Here is a 20,111-nt window from a genome sequence, read left to right as displayed (position 1 = left end):
CGGTATTCCTTCCGAATTTTAGAGGCGCAATTATAATCATTTATTCCATATTTACTAGAGTAAAAAAAGAAAATGACTATTACGTATATGAAATAATACAGTGGTTAATCTTTTTTATTAACCACTGTATTTATTTAACTCATCAATGATGCTAACCCACTGTTCCTCTGAGTTTTAATCATTACACCTCGCGCCACCACTTTCTCTGTTGCAAACAGATCGAGTTTTTTCTTCGCTCGAGTAACACCCGTATAAATTAACTCACGCGTTAAGATTGGGCTGAACTCAGCAGGTAAAGCTAATACGGTATGCTCAAATTCAGACCCTTGAGATTTATGAATCGTCATCGCATACACAGTTTCATGCTCTGGTAATTGGCTTGGTAATACTCCACGAATCGAACCATCCGGCATATCAAAATAAACACGTAAACGTTGATCAACAGGATCTGGCATCGCAATACCAATATCACCATTATAAAGACCTACACCATAATCATTTTGAGTCACCATCACCGGGCGGCCTGAGTACCATACTTCATCACCATGAGGAATCAAATCAGATTTTCTTAATCCTTTTTCAATTCGTTGATTAAGCCCTACAACCCCAAAGTCGCCTTCGCGCATTGCACACAATAATTGAATATGGCTAAAGGCTTTTAGCGCCACTTCTGGTTTATCGCCCGCATGGATATGGCCTAAATAACTGCGATAGCCATTCACCATCATGGTGATCATTGCGTTATAGCTGTCATTACTTAAATCATGAAACCGAATATCAGAGAACCCTTTCGCCCATACTGCTTCTACTTTAAATTTACTGCCTTCATTAATGGCTTTGGCAAGTTGTCCAATTCCTGAGCGCGCATCAAAACGGTAACTCTTTTGCAGCATACACAAGCTATCGGCTACCGCGTTATTGTGCGATTGCACAGGCAAAGCATAGCCTGTTAATTGAGATAATTGTTGTGCTTGATTCTGGCTGTAACCCATTTTAGTAAACTGACAGATATCACCTAACACCGCTCCCGCTTCAACCGAGGCTAACTGATCTTTATCGCCCAATAAAATAACACGCGCGTGTTCTGCTACCGCATCGAGTAGTCGGGCCATCATAGGTAAATCGACCATCGAGGCTTCATCCACCACCAATACATCAAGGTGTAATGGATTGCTTTTGTTATGACGAAAATCCACTTGGTTTGGAATATAACCAAGCAAGCGATGCAGCGTACTTGCGTCTGTCGGGATCGCTTCTTTTACTTCTGGTGCTAAACCAATAGATTGCACCGCTTGACCAATGGATTCAGTCAAACGCGCCGCGGCTTTACCGGTTGGCGCAACCAGTTTAATCGCTATGTTTTTATTATCCTGCTGAGCTTGTGTCACTAAGGAGGCCAAAAGCTTGGTTACTGTGGTTGTTTTACCCGTTCCTGGACCACCAGAAATAACTGAGAATCGACGAGTTAGCGCCACAGCTGCCGCGACTTTTTGCCAATTAACACAGTGTTTAGTTGGGATTAAATTATCCAGCGCCTCTAATTCTGAAGACTTAGTGGCTGCAAGTAAAACAGCATCAATCGCTTGCCAATCTAAATCACTAGATCCCACAACATCGAGCATATCGCACACTAATTGCTGACGAGATACTTGATTATTATTCTCTAATTTTTTAAGCCCACTGAATAAAAAATGGTATTGGCGAGCAAATAGCTCATCCAATGTATTCGATAACTGAGGGTTTACCGCCACGCTTTGCGCCGCTTTAGTTATACGGTTGGCAACACGCTGCTCAAACGACCAATAACGTTGTAAATATAAACGAGTTCCATCAAAGGCTAGTGGCGTTGCTTCTGTGCCATTAGATATTGTCGATGCCGCTGACAATTCACTAATCCACTGATTTTTCTCTGGTACTAACGCTAACAATGCATCACGATATTTTGCAGGCAACGTAAACAGATCACCTTGCTCTACTTGCTCGATATCAATACACACATGGCCTTTACCTAACTCATGGCTAGTCATTGCTGCGAGCAACATGATTAAGTTTTTATCGCTGTTCTTTTCCTGTTGACCTAAAAACTTAGCAAACTGTAGATCCAATGGGCGAAGTACACCGTGATCCATTAAGTGTTGTAATTGCTTAAGCATCGACTTCTACTCCATCTACCAATAACTCTAATTCTTCTAATAACACTTCACTTGGTTTTGAATAAAAGACCCCATTTGAATTGCTATCATGCCCCTCATGACTTTCTTCAATACCACGCAAGAAAATATAATACGCTCCACCAAAATGAGTGTCGTAATTATAATCTGCAATGCGGCTTTTCAAGAATCGATGCAACGCTAAAGCATACAGCTGATATTGGAAGTCATAACGATGATCTCGCATTGCTTCAATTAAAGCGTCACCGCCGTAGCATTCTGGGGAATCTCCCAAATGATTTGATTTCCAATCGAGAACGTAATATTTGCCTTCATGCTCAAACACTAAATCGATAAAGCCTTTCAACATTCCACTCACGGTAGAAAAGCCTAACTCACCCGCACGTGCAGATACTTCATCGTGTTTAGCGATGGTTTTATTGACCAAGCTTGAGTTCAATAGCGTTATCGGCAATAAAAATTCCATTTCGACCAAGCGTTGAGTTGGGCCTTTATTTGATAAACATAAATTTTGGCCATCCAACGGGCAATCTAACACTCTCTGCATCATGGTTTGAACTACATCTAACCACTCTACATCGTAGTTTTCTTTCTCTAACAACTTAATGATGATTTGTGTATTGTCTTCGCTATTGATTGGCTGAGTAAATTCAACCTCTTCAAATAACGAGTGTAAAAAGGTACCCGCTCTCGCACCGCGAGGGAAAGTGAATATCGTACGTTCAGGCTCTAAATCTAATTCTTTTTCGTCTTTATCTTCTGCTGAATCTAAATCCAAATTAATGAGTTCTAACGAGGCATCGTTATGATGATTACCTTGTTTCACCAAACCTGAATAACTGGTCATCCACCAATTACTTTTGACAGGTTCAATTAATTTATTGGCATGCAACTCAATGTGCTCATCCTGAGTTTCTTGATATAACACGTCTGTTACCGTTTGAGGTGATTGGATCACCATAGGCGAATTGCCTGCAATCAACTTTTCAAGACACGCTTGTAACTCTTCAACATTACATTCATCTGCTTGTTGAATTAGATAACCTAACCCCGATAAATGCACACCTGTTGGTGGTTTTTTAGAGATACCTTTAGTGATAGGAGCCATGCCGATATAACAGGCATAAACCGCACGAGTCAGGGCTACATAAATCAAGCGTAAATCTTCAGCTAAACGTTCTTTCTCTGCTTTCTCGACCGAATCATCTTCTTTTAATAAATCCAACACCGAGTAATGGTTAACTTCATCATAAAAACTGACTTCACCTTTTTTATCTATCGCTCGATAAGAACAAACAAACGGTAAAAAGACTAAATCATATTCCAAACCTTTGGACTTATGGATAGTGACAATTTGCACCAAGTTACGTTCTGACTCTAAACGCACTGTCTGCTCTTCTGAATCCCCATTAGGCTCTGAAATAGACTCAGATAACCAACGTAATAAACCATAATCACTGTCTAACGTTTGGCTGGTTTGTTGCAGTAACTCACCGATATGCAGTAAATCAGTCAGTTGACGCTCACCGCCATTTTCAGCTAATAAACGCTCTGAAATACCTTGCTGGGTTATGATTTGATGCAACATCGGCATGATACCGCGCTGTAGCCAATGCTTACGGTAGGCGCGAAACTCATTAACCGCTTGCTCCCATTGCATTTCATCGATATTAAATTGATGCAGTTGATCGGCAGTATAAGCAAATAATGACGATGCCAATGCAGAACGCACTGCTCGCGCATCAGTCGGTGTCATTGCAGCTTGTAATAAACGCAATACATCTTTCGCTAATGGAGAAGAAAATACACTGTCGCGGTTAGATAAATAAACACTGGCGATACCTTGTTTTGATAAGGCTTCACGAACCAATTTACCTTCTTTACCAGTACGAACCAGAACCGCAATATCACCCGCTTTGATGGCTTGTTTTTTCTCGCCATTTTGTAAATACGCCGAGCCCTGTTGCGCTCCAGTCAAAATAGTTTGAATTTGTGCCGCGGTTGATTCTGCCATCACACGCTGATAGGTAGTTTTATTTACCGGATTGCCATCTTTACTCTCTTGCAACCAAAAGGTCATTGCTGGCTGGGTTTGATTATCCAACGCCCATGATTTTTGCTCGGCATTAACAGGGTTATATTTAACCGGATAAAACGGGATATCGTCATCGTATAAAAAAGGTTGCTTGCCATGTTCAAAAATACGGTTTACTGACAAAACCATATCTGCCGTCGAGCGCCAGTTAGTATCCAAGGTGTAATGATCCGCAACTTGGCGACGTGCTTGAATATAAGTAAAGATATCCGCGCCACGGAAAGCATAAATCGCTTGTTTTGGATCGCCGATCATAAATAAACCACACTGTGGCTGATCTTGATAAAGCGTACTAAAAATCGAATATTGCAGCGGATCGGTATCTTGGAATTCATCGATCAAAGCGACAGGGTATTGTTCTCTGATTTTTTCTAACAACAAGGCGTTTTCTTTATTTTCTGTGGCTTCAGATAACTGAGTCAGCAAATCATCAAACGATAACCAATTCTTTTGCTCTTTGGCTTGCTGTAAAGTTTTACGACATTGATGAATCGCTAATGATAATAATGGCTGTTTGATCTCTAATGGCTGAGCAAGAAAATCATCAATGAGTTTAAATACTGCGTGCTCTGGCGCTTCGCCTTTTTTGGTTTTTTCAATCAATAATTCTTGAGAAAACTTTTCTAATTTGTCATGAATTTGCAGCGAAGTCGTTGGGTTATTGGCCCACGATGACACTTGTTCTAACCAGTTTGGTAAATTCTTTTTAGTGTAACTGCGTTTATCCACGCCCGAACCTGAGATCAAGGCTTCAAAATCAGCGCAATGTGCTGACCACTGTTTTTTTAATTCATCAATACGAGCAATGCCTTGCTGACAGAATTCTTCCAATGAACTCTCTAGCGGCTCTACGGTTAAATGCTTTGGTACACCGGTAAGACTATTGCCCATATCACCTAATAAGGCTGATGGATTTGGCCAGCAATCATAAACACTTTCAGCCACCATTTTTGGCAGATGATAAAAACTTCGACGCCAAAAATCCGCAGCCACTTGATGCATTAATTTGGCTTGGTCGGTAACAAATTCACTCTCAAACTGCGCACCCGATTCAAAGGCATTTTGGGTTAGCATACGCTGACAAAAACCATGAATGGTGAAGATAGAGGCTTCATCCATGCTTCGTTCAGCATTCAATAATATGTGTGCTGCCGATTTATGATCAGAAATAGCCGCTAATAACGGGTCAATAACGGGATCGCCACTCTTATAATCATTGTTATGCACAGCACGAGCAAACGCTAAACGAGCATCATGAATTTTTGCTCGAATACGCTCTCTCAACTCAGCCGTTGCTGCCTCAGTAAAAGTCACTACCAATATTCTGTCTACGGTTAATTCTTCACTATGACGGCTATTTTCCTCGCCATGTCCCAGTAATAAACGTAAATATAAACTGGCAATGGTAAACGTTTTACCTGTACCGGCTGAAGCTTCAATTAAACGTGTTCCATGCAAAGGAAACGTCATTGCATTCAATTGATTTGGAGCTGCGATTGTCGTCATCGAACATCACCGTTTTAAACATCAACACCCTGTTTTTACAAGATATTTGTGTGATCCATATCGTAATTCATTGGGAACAACGATAATAAAATTAATAAAGCTATCAATGTGAGATCTTTCTCACGGTTCACTTTTTATGCTTTGTTACACTCAGCGCCACTTACAAAGAGCTCATTAAATGTGCATTTGTAATCAGGATTCGGTCAACCTCTGACCTGTGGCCGTACAGCGAACGCCCTACACTAAAAATGATTTACTGGCGGCCACCCTACTCTTTTCTTCCGTGCTTTTTCTTCAATACCTTCTTTCTTAAGCATTACTTTGTTTTAAACTACAGCTTTTCTTTCTCACTGTGTAACAAGGCATCATGTAATACGTTTTTCGCGTTATCAAAAATAGTCTGACCTAATTCGTCATTCCACTCGGGCCACATACGCATTACGTAGTCATTGCTGTTTTCACCCGCGTAACGAGTTCCATTATATTCATCAGCCATTTTTTTCAGTGCTTTTTCATGAGTTTCTTCATCGTCATTCCACACGCCTTTTTTATCAAAATGCGCTTCAAGCCCTGCTAATGCTGCTTTAGGTAAATAAGATAATGGTGCGCAATTACCCGAAATATAAAGACTTAATATAGTCTCTAGTTCTTGGTATGCTTTTTCTTTCTCGATGGTTTCAAAGTGATAAATCGCATCCGTACCAAATAGATGAGTCAATTGCTGCTGGCCCATTGCACACAAACACAGGTGATCAATCCAGGTTGCTAAAATTTCATGTGAGCGAATTTTACCGCCACGATAACGCAGCATTCCAGCCTGATAACGCTGTTTTAACCAACCTTGCAGTTCCATTTCACCATGAGGGAAACTAAAGCGTAAACGTACTTCTTGATCGTCTAATGGTAACGTCGTTAATGGTTGAATATGGGTCACTAAATCTTTAACGGTGTTCACTTCTTTGTCGGCGGCTATTTCGCCAAAGCTACCAATCGGTAATTTACCTTGGGCTTTTTGCTGCTGATAAAAATCACGAGAGATTTGAGATATATGGTTAGGATCATCATAGGCCAATAACTCCTCAAGCAAGTCTGATTTCATGCCATAACCTGTGCGACCATCAATAGTAAACGGTTCGTCATCTTCAACTCTACTCTCTACTGTTTCAAAAAAGACTTTCAAGCCACGATTAAAGAAATACGCAACAGGTAGACGCCAAAAACGTTGTAGCTCTGTAAGATCTAATTCTTTTGTTTCTGGTGCATAAATTAACGGTGCAGTCTGAAATTCAGGAGCCGCTGCCCCTTCTAATTTTGCGGTTGGTAACCACTCATTGGCATAACTGGTATTGTCACCAATAAAACTTTGTTGGCTATACGGGACTAATGGATGAACAATGGTTAATTGCTTAACTAAACGCTCTGCTGATTCTTCAGGGTTTAATGATTCATCGCCCTCTAGGCAGTAACCTTGTTGGCAATATTCAAGTAACTCACTGACTAATACTGAAGGTGCTTTTTCTGTGTTATCTCGAATTGAACGGCCGATATAACTTAAATAAAAGGCTTTATTTGCCGATTGCAGCGCTTCTAAGAATAGATATCTATCATCATCTCGACGTGAACGGTCACCGGGTTTCATGCGTTTTTGCATTAAATCGAAACCTTCCACTGGCATGGTTCGTGGGTAAGACCCATCCGTCATTCCAAGCAGACATACCACATCAAATGGAATTGAACGCATTGGCATTAAGGTACAGAAATTCACTTGCCCGGCTAAGAATCGTTGGCTTGCTTTACCGCCTGATAAATTATTTTTCAGATAATTATTAATAATTGGAGCAGAGATTGGTGCATCAAAACCAGCATCTTCTAAATTTTCTTCCAGTTTTTGCAGTTGATCTCGAATGCTTTTAACCACCAACTCACCTTCTAATTCAACATCTAAAAAATCATCCATTAATTGGTTAATAATGGTGCGCCATGCATCGATAGTTTGCGCTTGGCCTAGGGTGATCTGATAAGTCAAAAGCTGATCAATAAAGTGCGCCAAGTTACCAGCGATTTCGGCATTCATGCCTTGCACTTGCTCGTAACTCGCTATGCCTTCAAATAAGCCTGCGTCTTGTTCCATTGCATAGCCAAGCAGCATGCGTTGAATACCAAACAACCATGAATTTTGATTGTGTTCAGGAAGATCAAACTGTGCAGATGTGCTGTTATCTAATCCCCAGCGAATACCGGTTTCTTCAGCCCAGCGTTTCACAATTTCAAATTGCTCGGCATTGAATTTAAAACGAGACATTACCGCAGGAACTTCAAGTAAAGTGAGCAATTCAGAAAGACCACAACGATTCTCAGGCAGCGCCATCAAGCTCATGAAAGCCAATAACACTGGATTTTCTTGATCAGCACTTTGGTCTGAAATAGCAAAAGGAATATAACGGTCAAAAGCTGCATTACCAAAGACAGCTTGAATCGCCGCACTGTAAACATTGATATCTGCCACCATCACGATAATATCGCGTGGTTTTAGTTTTGGGTCATTAGCGAACATATCCAATAATTGATCGTGTAAAACTTCTACTTCACGCATTGGGCTATGACAAGAATGCAAAAGAATAGAGCGATCATTAGAGTTGATTGATTGTTTATGCTTGCTGTGATCAAGCACGTCATCACGACTATGCTCTTCAAGATTTAAAATATCCGATTGGATAGAATGCAGGAGGTTATCGTTATCTACATCAACAAAAGCATCAATTTCTTGGGCTTCCATTTCTGATAACAAACAAAGATTGTCTCGGCCTAATTTCCCCCAAGATGCGAGCAGTGAATTACCTACTTCTGAAGTGTGTAACTCATCTTCAAAATTCGCATCCAATGATCCTTTTAATTGTTCCGTATCACCAATTTGCTCACTGTGATCATCTAACCATTTTACTTGTAGGCGATTACGGGCTTCTAGGCGGGCGAGATACTTTCTGTCTCGAATTTCACCCCAGTAATAACGGCAAGGATTGGTAAACATTAAATGCACATCAATGTGTTGCCCAAGAGCCGCAAGTGCATCTAAATAACGTGGAGGAAGCGAAGTAATGCCCACCACAAATAAACGCTTAGGCATGCCTTTTGGCAAGGTGCCCGTTTGTAAATAGTTATCTAGGGTTTCAATAAAGTGCTCAAACATATTGGCACGATGGTAAGGAGAATGACCAAGCGCTAAGGTTTGATCATATAACGCTCGCCATAAAATAGATTGCCAAGGGTGTTCACCTTCGAGATCTACGACCTCTTCACCCGCTTCCCACTTTTGGATCCATTCAGGGCGAAATACTAAATATTGGTCAAAGATATCGGCAATTTTTGCAGCCAATTGGTAGCACTTAAGTTGGTTTTCATCATTTTCTAAATAGCGCTGTAGAGGTGCAAATTCATCTTGTTTTAATAACTCAGGTAATAATGTCACTATCTTCCAAGTCATGGCTTCTTTATGGAAAGCACTGCGCTTTGGCACATCATCAAGAACCTGAGTAAACAGATCCCAAATAAAAGTAGCAGGAAGAGGAAAAGTAAGATTAGCGGCAATGCCTAACTCTTTTGCGAGTTCGATTTTAAGCCATTGTGACATGCCCGGACTTTGAACGAGGATTTGCTCATGCTCAAATGGGTTATCTAGGGGGTTAAGACGAATTAATTCAACGACAAGTGATTTAAGAACATCAAGTTGATTTGAATGATAAACAGTAAACACACCCAGCTCGCTTATAAAGAAAATTAAAGTCTCTATAGCTTAACGTAACTGGATGTGTTTTAAGAGAAAAAAAGCGTATTAATTAGTGCGCGTGTTTAAGGTTTACTAAACGATTTGTCATACGACTTATTGGACGATAATGTGCTAAATAATGTGCAGCAACATAACTCACGACACAAGTAGCAACCACCAACTCAACAACCGCTAATGTTCTCACTTGATAAACATAATCTGCGACTACACCTTGAGATAACATCCAATTAGCCGTTTTAAATAATGCCGTTGCACCAATCACCATAGGGAAGGTGAATGCTGCATAACCTGGGCTAAATGGAAGTCTCATGAGTTTAAAGAAAGCCATATAAATCACGCTTGTCATTAATACTGCAATACCAAATAAAAGCGCGATAATCACTGGTGATGGAGAAGCAGTCACTGTTAAGTAACCCGCCAATGATAAGCTTGCTGGTGCCGCCATGATTGCGATGGTTGGTTTTGCTGCATCTGGTACTTCATGGCAAAAAATCAAACGATAAATCATAACTGGTAGCATGATTGCATAGATAACCAAGCCAAACATAAGAACCCAATTTGCAACAGGTGCTAATGCTGGATTACCTGAAAAAGAAACATCAGCAACCACTAAACCTACTGGTGGAACAAACCAACTAGGCACCATATGATGCAATTCAAAATCTTTTGCTCGATGATAAATAAAAGAGGCTAAGAAAATAATATGAAGTGCGATTGCTGCAAGCCATAACGCATCGCCTGCTGCTGGATAAAAATGACCAATCGAACTTGATACAACCATTGTGCCCATAGCAAAGGTTGGAGCGACACTACCGACAACGGGATGAGCAAGTTCGCTCCATAATACCGTTGGATGCAATAAAAATTTAATCGCTAATACCAGTAATAATACTGAAGCGATTGCTGCTGAGATCCATTGCGCATAACCATTGAGCGGCAATGCGTTTTCCCAGCACCAACCTAAACTTGCAATCCCAAGAGCTAACCCTGCCATTGGCGTTGGAGCACCTGCTACTTTTTGTTTTGTGTAATTAAGCATGACATTGTTCTCTTTGCTATTTAACGATGAAGCTATTTTACTTCTTGCTTGCCATTAATAAAATTTGAATAAACTTAAAGTTGCGTTAATATTAACTAAACGATTTAAAGTTTATTTATTAGGACTTCCTGTCATGAGAATTTCACTAAAGCAACTGAATGTATTTACCGCTATTGCTCAAGAAAAAACAATGACTAAAGCAGCAGAGCGACTTTTTATCACTAAGCCTGCTGTGAGCCTTTCACTTTCTGAGCTTGAGAAAAACCTTGGTTACAAAGTCTTTGATCGGGTAAATAATCGACTAGTATTGAATAGTGAAGGCCGTCAACTCCTTCCTTTAGCAGACGAATTACTAGAACGAGCAGAGGCTATCGAGCACCAATTTACGGCGGATAGTCAATTAACGGGTTCATTAAACATTGGTGCTAGTGACACCATTGGTAATCACATTGCGCCGGTATTACTCAGTCAATTTCAGCAACAACACCCTTGCGATATTCAACAACTGTTTATTTCAAATACAGCACAAATTATTAATCGGCTGCTAGAGTTTCAGCTTGATATCGGTTTGGTTGAGGGTAAAGCACACCATCCAAAACTAAATATGATTGAGTGGCAATGTGACGATATGTACATAGTGTGCGCCCCTTCTCACCCTTTGGCAACTAAGAGCCAGTTGACTCTGGATGATTTAGAACATTCAACTTGGTTGCTGCGAGAAGAAGGTTCCGGCAGCCGTGAATATTTTATTAATCATATAGCAGCGAATCTAAGTGATTGGCATGAATCATTACAACTTCATACCACTGAGGCTATCATTAATTGTTGTGCTGAAAATATGGGGTTGGCCTGTATTTCTCAACTCGCAGCGCAAAACGCTATTAATGATGGTCGTTTAGTTAAACTCGCTTATAACAAAGTACTGGCCAGACAATACTGGTTATTAGTACACAAAGAAAAATACCAAACACCATTACTGCAATATTTTATGAATTTCATCCAACAAAAATGAGGCTCTATTTAGCCTCATTTTAAATTAGCCTTTAGCGTTGATGAGCAGGAAGATCGTGAGTTTCATAAGCATCTGCAAATGAATGGTTACGATCTCGATGCTTTGCTTCATCATCGCGGATCTTAAGAATCACATCTCGTAGCATCGCATCTTGTGGCAGCTGATAATAATCTATCGCGATTTGTGGAGCTGCTTCATTCTCTACCTCTCCCTCGTCAATCTTAGTTAAATATTCTGTGTAGCTTTTACATGCTTCTTCTTCAAAATACCCAACCACTCGGTGCGCTATTTTTGATGAAAGTAGATAAATAAAGCTATAAACCACCATAAAAACACCTTGCCCTAATAAGACTAACGTTCGTTCTATCCAACGTGGCTTAGCTATATCTAGAAATATCATTAAGTGCATTCTTTCATTTTCAGCTTCACTCAATAATTCACGGATCCAACCTTCGTCATCTTTCATTCGACGTAACGCTTTCAAATGATTGAACATACCAGCAACCATACCCGGAACAGCGGCTATTGTTTCTAAAATTACGGCTCTCTTCGCGTACTGAGAACCATAAAAAATATTTAAAAGAAATTTTAAGCACTGTGTGATTTTATAAGCAATACGCTCTGAAATTTTTGTTGTCGCTTTATGTTTCAATTCAAAATCTAACATAGATGAGCACCTTTAATTTAAAGTTGCATTTAAAATGCAACTTTAAATTTCATTACTCAACTCTTTTTTAAACTAATTAATAATAGATTCTATTTATTAAACGTTAACTCTATCTGACTTTACCCCGCTAAAGTGGACAAAAAAAACTATTTACTGTATAAAACACCAGTTAATTTTAAAGGAGAGACGACCATGGCTGTTATCGTCAAATATGTAGTTGAGCGCAACGGAGAAGAGAAGATGACTTTTACCTCTAAAACTGAAGCCGATGCTTATGACAAAATGCTGGATGTTGCAGATGAACTTTTTACTCTGCTAAATGAAAGCAATTTAATTGAAGATGAAGAGAAGCAAGAAGAGTTGTCTCTTTACCTAGCAAAACATAAAGAAGATGTATTAGTTGCTCTTGGTGCTAAACGTAAACCAGCACCAAAAAAAGCAAAGATTGAAGCGGTAAAAGACGAAGAATCTGACGCGGCTTAATTCTAAAAAGAATGCACATTAAAATACAAATAGCAGCCTAATGAGCTGCTATTTTATTTTCTACTTCTTATCTATTAATTTCCTTTTCTTACACTCTTTCTTCATTCTTAGTAAATATTTCTTACTTTCGCCCTTCTATATCACAGCAACTCTCTTTATGATGTGAAGTAAGATTTATTTTTAAATACTAATATTTATATGGAAATGGAGAATCATTACATGGCTCATTTTGCTCTTGCCTTTGGTACCGCAACAAAAAACCGCGACAATAAAATCATTGAAGCATTTTTCCCACACCCAGTATTAAACCCTTCTGAAGCGCTAGTTAATTCTATTGCTCAAGCAAGTGGTTATACTGAAGGCAACCAAGCTATCGAAGTTTCTTCTGAAGTTTGCACTGAACTTGCTAATGCATTTGCAGCAAACGGCGATATTGCAAACGCTGCATTTGCTGAAAAAGCAGTTCAATCTAAACAACCTCTTGTTCTTGTTGTTCTAGCGACTGATGAGCAATCTCAATCTGTTGCTGAAGGTTTCTTAAAGCTTCAACTTATCTCTAATCGTTTAGTTAAGCCACATGGCACTGTGTTAGATGGTATCTTTGGCCTTCTTCATAACATTGCTTGGACTAATCAAGGTCCTATCGATCTTCCAGAACTTGCTGATCGTCAAATCGAAGCTCGTCTAGCTGGCGAAACACTGACTGTCGATTGTGTTGATAAATTCCCTAAAATGGTTGATTACGTTGTTCCTACAGGTATCCGTATTGCTGATACTTCACGTGTTCGTTTAGGCGCTCATGTAGGTGAAGGCACAACTGTTATGCATGAAGGTTTCATCAACTTTAACGCAGGTACTACTGGCGTGAGCATGGTTGAGGGTCGTATTTCTGCGGGTGTTGTTGTTGGTAATGGCTCTGATATCGGCGGTGGTGCTTCTATCATGGGTACACTTTCTGGTGGCGGTAAGATGGTTATCTCTATTGGTGAGAACTGTCTACTTGGTGCTAATGCAGGCCTTGGTTTCCCAATGGGTGATCGCTGTACGATTGAATCTGGTCTATACGTTACCGCTGGCACAAAAGTAAGCATGCTAGATAACCAAGGCAAAGAAGTTGAAGTTGCGAAAGCTCGTGATCTTGCTGGCAAAACAGATCTTCTGTTCCGTCGTAACTCTATCACTGGTCAAATCGAATGTTTAACGAATAAATCTGCCGTTGAACTAAACAGCGAATTACACAGCAATAACTAATTTTTCGTTGCATGATTTGAGTATATTCATGCTCCATTCATGAAGATCAAGATAATATTATGGCCAGTAACTAAATTGTTACTGGCCATTTTTTATTTATAAAGGAAACTCAATGAGACTATTACTTGCTTTATTACTGCCTTGGTTACAGTTTTTTACTATAGGTTGTCCATTTAGCGGCATCATTTGTCTTATCTTACAAATAACCTTAATCGGTTGGATCCCTGTCGCTATTTGGTCGGTTTATGCGCTAAGCCAATATAGAACAGATGAAAAAATTAAAGACGCTTTTGGGCGATAAACATTAAATCCAAATAATAATCGAACATTAAGTTCTATAAGTAGAAACACTTTTTTCAATGGTTTGAATGAGTAGTTCTTTGAGCCATTGATAGCGTTTATTTTCTTTATTTCTTGTCTGCCAAATCAATTGAATATCAAACTCACCTACATTAATTGGAGGCTCGGAGTGTACAAGTTTTTCAGAAAAAAGATCGAGCTGAGCCATAAGTTCTGGAACCACACAGATCAAATCTCTTTTTTTCATTAAATGTCTGATTGTTAAAAAATGTTTAGATGCAACGCTAACAGCACGATTCACACCTAACGCTTTTAACTCTTTATCTACCCCTGTTTTTAATGCGCCATCAGGGCTTACTAACGCGTGAGGTAAAGATATGTAATCACCAAGTGTTATCGGCGTTTTAAACTGATGTCGCTGTCCATCCCACATACATACATGTTTTTCTGTATATAATGTTTGATATTGAAATTCTTTTTGCTCAGGCTTCATGCTACCAATCACTAAATCAAGTGGCTCAGAATCAAACCTATCTTGATAATTGGCTTTATCTACTGTGGTAAAACATAGCTGTGCATTTGGTGCTAATTGATGAATGGCATCAAATATATCAGCGGCAAAAAGAAGCTCTGCGTAATCCGTCATTCCAATTTTAAACATACCTGTAAATTCACTCGCTTCAAATGTATCTACTTTTAAAATATCCCCTGAGATTGTCTGTAATACCTGAGTAATCATTGGATAGAGCTGATTAGCTTTAGCGGTTGGGAGCATTTTATGCCCTTGTCGCTCAAACAAAGGATCATTTAATAATTCACGTAAACGAGCAAGGCTATGGCTCATCGCTGATTGCCCAACAAATAATTTATTTGCCGCTAATGACACACTTTTTGTGTCCATTAATGCGCTAAAAACGACCAATAAATTGAGATCTACCGCCTTCCAATTAATTTCATTCATAGTTAGTAGTAATTTAATCGATTTGAATAATTGGATAGTAACTCGTAATCTTTATCCCATCAAAATGGAATGTCCGAATTTGGATGATACGTCAAAAGTTGAGTAGATTATGTTTGAAATATTTAAGCGATTTTTTTTATTAGGTTGGGTTAGCTTCGGTGGGCCTGCCGCTCATATCGGTTACTTCCGCAATGAATTTGTTCAAAAGCGAGGTTGGATAAGTGAAGAAGAGTACGCGCAACTGATCGCTTTAAGCCAGTTCTTACCTGGTCCAGGTTCAAGCCAAGTAGGCTTTGCTTTGGGTTATCATCGTAAGGGACTCTTTGGCGCTCTACTCGCATCAATTGGTTTTACATTGCCCTCTATTCTTATCATGGTCTTATTAGCAAACATAAGCCATTCATTCTTTGGCAATGACATCTTTGAAGGCATTATTCATGGATTAAAATTATTAGCGGTTGTTGTCGTTGCAGATGCAATCATGGGAATGTATAAGAGTTTTTGTAAGGACAAAATCACCGTACTTTTATGTATTATGACGGCGAGCTTGTTATTAATTCTTCCTTCAATAAGCACTCAATTAATTGCCTTATTAATTGCCGCTATCGTTGGTCGAGTTTATCTAAAATCAGACCAAACAACAGAAATTAAAAAGGAATCAAAAGGTATTAATTGGATACCGCTTGTTATCTTTGGACTTTGTTTCTTTGCTTTGCCTGCTATCGTTAATCATTCGCCTTTGCTTGTTCTTTTTTCTGATTTTTTCCAAGCCGGTAGTTTAGTCTTTGGCGGCGGTCACGTAGTACTTCCATTACTGCAAAATATTGTTGGCGACCAAATTAGTACTGATAGTTTTTTAACTGGCTATGCTGCTGCACAGGCGGTTCCAGGTCCAATGTTTACCTTTGCTACTTTCTTAGGTTATGAACTATGGAATGATCAACCTATCCTTGGAGCGTTAATTGCTACGGTAGCTATTTTCTTACCGGGTTTCTTATTGGTTCTTGGGGTATTTAGTCACTGGCAGGTTCTAGCTCAAAAACCAGCATTAGCAGGGGCTATAACGGGAATTAATGCTTCTGTCGTCGGTTTACTAATCGCAGCACTGTATGACCCTGTATTTACAAGTGCTGTAGGCTCAGGGCTAGATATGGCATTAGTTATTATTGGCTTTGCATTATTGAAAGTACTTAAACTACCGATTGTAGGTTTGGTGAGTTTCTTTATTACGATAGGTGCTGCACTGCCATTTATTGGATGATTTATAATAAATTAGGTTCAAGCAAATGTTTGAACCTAATAAAATTCACTGTATCTTGATATCATTGTTTGCAAAGTAACTTCTTGAACCTCATTCCATCTGTCACTCCACTCTGCTTTAATATTAATTTCTTTTAATGTAGTTACATTTGCACCCGAAACAACAATTGGCATGCTATCAATCACATCCCAACTAACTTTATAGCCATTAATAACCTCTGGTGTAGCTTGAGTAACTATCGTCTTAAACTTAATTGTCCCATCTTCACCATCTATTGAACGAGTCCTAAAATATTCAAGTTTAGATTCCGCCGCATACAATGCTTGAATACTATTTGCTGCATATTCTGATTTTTTATCAACGTAAACTTGTAGTTTAATCAGCCCCATAACACCGACAACCAGCAATACAAATGAAATAAGGACTTCAAGTAAACTAAATCCATTTTGTTTAGAAATCATGCCAAGATCCTTTTACCCACTGAGGTTGCACTAACTCTTCAAAAACTGAATCCATAACATCTTTATTATATTTAAAATTTACAGCATTAAAAAATAATGCAGATTGACCTAAAGAGTCAAAAATTTGCCCTCCATTGAAAGTGAAAGAACCATCCTGGTAGTACGACGATGACGTTAGATAACTACTTGGAAATACGCTTGGTTCATAAGAAAGTTGAGTATATGCTTCAGTCCCTTCCCAACTTGATAAATTAGGCCCTAAAGCAAATTCAGTATTAAAATGAAACAACAAACCTTTAATCGGAGAGCTGCCAGAAGGAGATCCTATTAATGACAACACACCATCATGAATTAGTATAAAAACTCCATCGGTGTCATTTGATGCAGTAGCAAGATTTGCATAATCAGATGATACTATCTCACACCCACCCTCAACCCAAATATGGTATTTCCCTGAATTTATAATATCCGTTATTTTTGAACCACATTGACTTTTTTTTTGACCATTCATATCAATAATCTGGAAAATACCATTATCTCTAACTTTATTATGATCTTCTTTCTTTACTCCAAATAAACTCTCAAATGGATTTACAGTTTCATCTTTTAAAAAGTCATTCCCTGTACCATAAGTCATATGACTGGGAGCACAATCTAGACCTTTACTATCAAATTCCAAGAATGGCTTATCACCATGAATTACTCCTTGATTAATTGGAGCAGAGGCAGATTCAAATCGATTTCGATAACGCAATGCAACACACTCCCAACCATCATCCGTCAGCTCTCCAGGATCTGGAGTTGAAAATGTTGTGCTTGCATAAAAATAAATATCAGCAGCAGATTTCATAGCTCCAGAGCTCCTTTTCCCTCCTATTGAGAAATCTTTTTTTACGACTTGTGATAATTTATCTGCTTTAATTTGATAATTCACCTCTTGTGTAATCTGCAAATCAGTTAGCTCTAAAGAGGCACACTCAGGAATTGGTGTGCTAGGAACAGATCCTATCGTCGATACCTTTGTAAATGCACATTCAACACCGCCTTCTGCTGCCCAATATCCTTTTCTCGCCTCTACTTCATTCTGAGCCCGTTTCACTTGATAAAAAATATGTTTATAACTACCTAAAGAAAAAATAAGTGATGCCATTAAAATGAAACTAGAAACAAGAAGGGTTATTGCACCTTTTTGGTTTTTCATTATTTCCAATTCCTTTGCTTAATGTTGATCTCAGAAGAATACTGATGAGTTGTATTCTTTAATTCTGCGGTTGTTAATATAGATATATATGCAGAACTTACAGAACTACCAAGTGCTGTATAGTTCAATGTAAAATCAGTTACTTTAATAAGATTATTATCAACAAGTGACAAGCATTGTGGTGAAAAATATATATCAGGGATAAATGATATATTTTTCCTTGAGCATATTTTTAATGTTTCAGATTCATATTTAAAACGAGCAAAGCGCCACTCAGAAGGTGAACCTGATTCAGATTGATAAATAAAACTTAGCTGAGCTCCTGATATATGAATAACATCATTCGCTCCTGACAATATTTCAGAATAAGAACCGGAACGACTATAACCAGCCCTCTGACTCTCTTCTTTTATAAAACGTAATGCATCATTTAAGTCTTGAATTAATAATAACTTTTGACTTCTATTTGCTGATATTTTTTGTCCCTCAACAAAAACATTACCAATTAACATTAAAGCAATTAAACCAAGACTTGATGCAACAAGAAGTTCAATTAAAGATGCACCTGATTGTTTATGATTAACACTCCTTGTAACCATAAAAAGTACCTCCATTTCCACATAATTTAATACGCCCTGTAATATTATGAGTTGATAGCTTTAATTGCTTACCATTATCTTTATAAAAATAGAAACTTCTTGATAAGTTAGGAGTTGCCCTAACTGAATCAAAAATAATTGATGACACACTCGAGGAGATTTTTATATTAGGATGATTTATTGAATCAATATAAGATAAAGAGGTTAATTTTATGCCTGAAATTGTTGTTGCGGTACTATCTACGGGGTTTAAAGATATAATCCAATCTGTAGATTCATTAAGATAAAATAATTTTAATTCTTTATTTTGTAATACAGCCTCTGATTTTGCTTGAATAAAAAAACCTTCAACTTCACCTGCAAACCTCTTCATACTTTGATTTTCTAACAGATGTGAAAAACTAGGCCCTGCTGCTACCAATAAAGTAGAAAGCACAGCAATAGCTATAACCAATTCAAACAGAGTAAACCCGCGAGACATTTCGCAATTTCCTTTGCAACATTCCATAATGGAAATTTCATCTTGCTACAGAGAGTAACACCGATTAAAAGTAGGTATATTTTATTTCAATAAGTTATCGGAATGATTCGAATTTTTAGCCAAGTAAAGACATACAAGTTTCATCACGGCGTGACATTAGTCGAATTACTAATTGTTACTTCAATCATTGCAGTCCTAAGTACAATAGCTTACCCAAGTTATACTTCCTATGTATTAAAAAGCTATAGAACTGAAGCTCTTGAAGCACTCACTAAAACTCAACTTCATATAGAGAGCCTCTACTCAACCAGAACTGAAAGTACTTCAAAGGAAAAATATCAAGCGCTACTAGAACTGACCATCAATAAAAGTAATGGTTCTTGTCTACAAGAACATATCTGTAAAGTTGATGATAATAGATATCTTCTTTCTTACAATTTAACTAACTCTGGTATGAATATTTATACTTTAACAGCAACTCCACAACCTGATCTTGGCCAGAATAATGATAGATGTGGCATTTTAACTTTAAATGCTGGTGGTGTAGGTTTAGGTAATAGTTCAGGGTGTTGGTAATATTATAGGACGTAGGTGACATATAAAGTCGCCCATACCTTTCACGAACTCCCAACACAAGCGTTTTTATGGGAGGGGGAATCAGCTGCTCTTTTCTCAATTTACAGATAGCAAAAAGGCTCATATCTTTCGATATGAGCCTTCTTAAGTATGGCAGGGGTGGAGAGATTCGAACTCCCAACACGCGGATTTGGAATCCGCTGCTCTGCCAGTTGGAGCTACACCCCTGTAGTTATTTTAAAGACTTAACTCTGTCTATAAAT

At 38.5% G+C, this 20,111-nt stretch carries 16 protein-coding genes and 1 tRNA gene; 6 read left to right on the top strand and 11 right to left on the bottom strand.

The window, feature by feature from the left end:
- Window positions 1-134: 134 nt before the first annotated feature.
- From recD to BTO22_RS02205, 4 genes are all read right to left on the bottom strand, one after another.
- The gene (gene recD, locus BTO22_RS02220; RefSeq protein WP_105054104.1) at window positions 135-2,153 is read right to left on the bottom strand and encodes an exodeoxyribonuclease V subunit alpha; all 2,019 of its coding nucleotides are present in this window, start codon (window positions 2,151-2,153) and stop codon (window positions 135-137) included.
- A complete protein-coding gene (gene recB, locus BTO22_RS02215; protein WP_105054103.1) occupies window positions 2,146-5,772 on the bottom strand; it encodes an exodeoxyribonuclease V subunit beta in 3,627 nt (1,208 codons plus the stop codon). The genes recD and recB overlap by 8 nt, the downstream gene beginning before the upstream one ends.
- A 331-nt stretch (window positions 5,773-6,103) precedes the next feature.
- Window positions 6,104-9,523 carry an exodeoxyribonuclease V subunit gamma gene (recC, locus tag BTO22_RS02210; protein ID WP_105054102.1) on the bottom strand — a complete coding sequence of 1,140 codons (3,420 nt, stop codon included), beginning with the start codon at window positions 9,521-9,523 and terminating at the stop codon, window positions 6,104-6,106.
- 82 nt (window positions 9,524-9,605) lie between these two features.
- A complete protein-coding gene (locus BTO22_RS02205; protein ID WP_105054101.1) occupies window positions 9,606-10,595 on the bottom strand; it encodes a TDT family transporter in 990 nt (329 codons plus the stop codon).
- A gap of 133 nt (window positions 10,596-10,728) precedes the next feature.
- Here BTO22_RS02205 and BTO22_RS02200 point away from each other — a divergent pair, with 133 nt between their 5' ends.
- Window positions 10,729-11,607: a LysR substrate-binding domain-containing protein gene (locus tag BTO22_RS02200; RefSeq protein ID WP_105054100.1), complete on the top strand. Its 879-nt coding sequence runs from the start codon at window positions 10,729-10,731 to the stop codon at window positions 11,605-11,607.
- Window positions 11,608-11,638: 31 nt separating this feature from the next.
- On the opposite strand, the gene BTO22_RS02195 is transcribed toward BTO22_RS02200, so the two are convergent.
- Window positions 11,639-12,274, bottom strand: a complete 636-nt coding sequence (locus tag BTO22_RS02195; RefSeq protein ID WP_105054099.1) for an alternative oxidase — start codon at window positions 12,272-12,274, stop codon at window positions 11,639-11,641.
- A 192-nt stretch (window positions 12,275-12,466) separates the two neighbouring features.
- Between BTO22_RS02195 and BTO22_RS02190 the strand changes: the two genes are divergently transcribed.
- The 3 genes from BTO22_RS02190 (at window position 12,467) to BTO22_RS02180 (ending at window position 14,309) form a co-directional block, all read left to right on the top strand.
- Window positions 12,467-12,757 (top strand): YebG family protein, encoded by a 291-nt coding sequence (locus BTO22_RS02190; protein ID WP_045101344.1) that lies wholly within the window; start codon window positions 12,467-12,469, stop codon window positions 12,755-12,757.
- A 219-nt stretch (window positions 12,758-12,976) separates the two neighbouring features.
- Window positions 12,977-14,008, top strand: a complete 1,032-nt coding sequence (dapD, locus tag BTO22_RS02185; protein ID WP_105054098.1) for a 2,3,4,5-tetrahydropyridine-2,6-dicarboxylate N-succinyltransferase — start codon at window positions 12,977-12,979, stop codon at window positions 14,006-14,008.
- Window positions 14,009-14,120: 112 nt separating this feature from the next.
- A complete protein-coding gene (locus tag BTO22_RS02180) occupies window positions 14,121-14,309 on the top strand; it encodes a YqaE/Pmp3 family membrane protein (protein WP_105054097.1) in 189 nt (62 codons plus the stop codon).
- A 27-nt stretch (window positions 14,310-14,336) separates the two neighbouring features.
- Here the strand turns inward: BTO22_RS02180 and BTO22_RS02175 are convergent, their stop codons facing one another.
- On the bottom strand, window positions 14,337-15,269 hold the full coding sequence (locus BTO22_RS02175) for a LysR family transcriptional regulator (RefSeq protein WP_105054096.1): 933 nt from the start codon (window positions 15,267-15,269) through the stop codon (window positions 14,337-14,339).
- Window positions 15,270-15,378: 109 nt separating this feature from the next.
- Between BTO22_RS02175 and chrA the strand changes: the two genes are divergently transcribed.
- Window positions 15,379-16,530: a chromate efflux transporter gene (gene chrA / locus BTO22_RS02170; protein WP_105054095.1), complete on the top strand. Its 1,152-nt coding sequence runs from the start codon at window positions 15,379-15,381 to the stop codon at window positions 16,528-16,530.
- A gap of 35 nt (window positions 16,531-16,565) precedes the next feature.
- Here the strand turns inward: chrA and BTO22_RS02165 are convergent, their stop codons facing one another.
- From BTO22_RS02165 to BTO22_RS02150, 4 genes are read right to left on the bottom strand one after another with little or no spacing between them, the layout of a single operon-like run.
- Complete coding sequence (locus tag BTO22_RS02165) at window positions 16,566-16,991, bottom strand: type IV pilus modification PilV family protein (protein ID WP_105054094.1); 426 nt, start codon at window positions 16,989-16,991, stop codon at window positions 16,566-16,568.
- Window positions 16,981-18,192 (bottom strand): hypothetical protein, encoded by a 1,212-nt coding sequence (locus BTO22_RS02160; RefSeq protein WP_258132413.1) that lies wholly within the window; start codon window positions 18,190-18,192, stop codon window positions 16,981-16,983. Before BTO22_RS02160 ends, BTO22_RS02165 begins: the two co-directional genes overlap by 11 nt.
- Entirely contained in the window at window positions 18,192-18,791 is a 600-nt protein-coding gene (locus BTO22_RS02155; protein ID WP_105054093.1) for a PilW family protein, read from the bottom strand. The genes BTO22_RS02160 and BTO22_RS02155 overlap by 1 nt, the downstream gene beginning before the upstream one ends.
- The gene (locus BTO22_RS02150) at window positions 18,772-19,272 is read right to left on the bottom strand and encodes a pilus assembly FimT family protein (protein WP_105054092.1); all 501 of its coding nucleotides are present in this window, start codon (window positions 19,270-19,272) and stop codon (window positions 18,772-18,774) included. The genes BTO22_RS02155 and BTO22_RS02150 overlap by 20 nt, the downstream gene beginning before the upstream one ends.
- A gap of 102 nt (window positions 19,273-19,374) precedes the next feature.
- Between BTO22_RS02150 and BTO22_RS02145 the strand changes: the two genes are divergently transcribed.
- Complete coding sequence (locus BTO22_RS02145) at window positions 19,375-19,848, top strand: type IV pilin protein (RefSeq protein ID WP_105054091.1); 474 nt, start codon at window positions 19,375-19,377, stop codon at window positions 19,846-19,848.
- Between the two features lie 151 nt (window positions 19,849-19,999).
- Here the strand turns inward: BTO22_RS02145 and BTO22_RS02140 are convergent.
- A tRNA-Trp gene (locus BTO22_RS02140) sits at window positions 20,000-20,076 on the bottom strand.
- Between the last annotated feature and the right edge of the window lie 35 nt (window positions 20,077-20,111).

Origin of the sequence: Aliivibrio sifiae, assembly GCF_002954705.1 — a bacterium.
In the GTDB taxonomy this organism is placed as follows: Bacteria; Pseudomonadota; Gammaproteobacteria; order Enterobacterales; family Vibrionaceae; genus Aliivibrio; species Aliivibrio sifiae_A.
The sequence above is the reverse complement of the archived record's forward strand: the minus strand, read 5'-3'. Positions and strand labels throughout refer to the sequence as shown.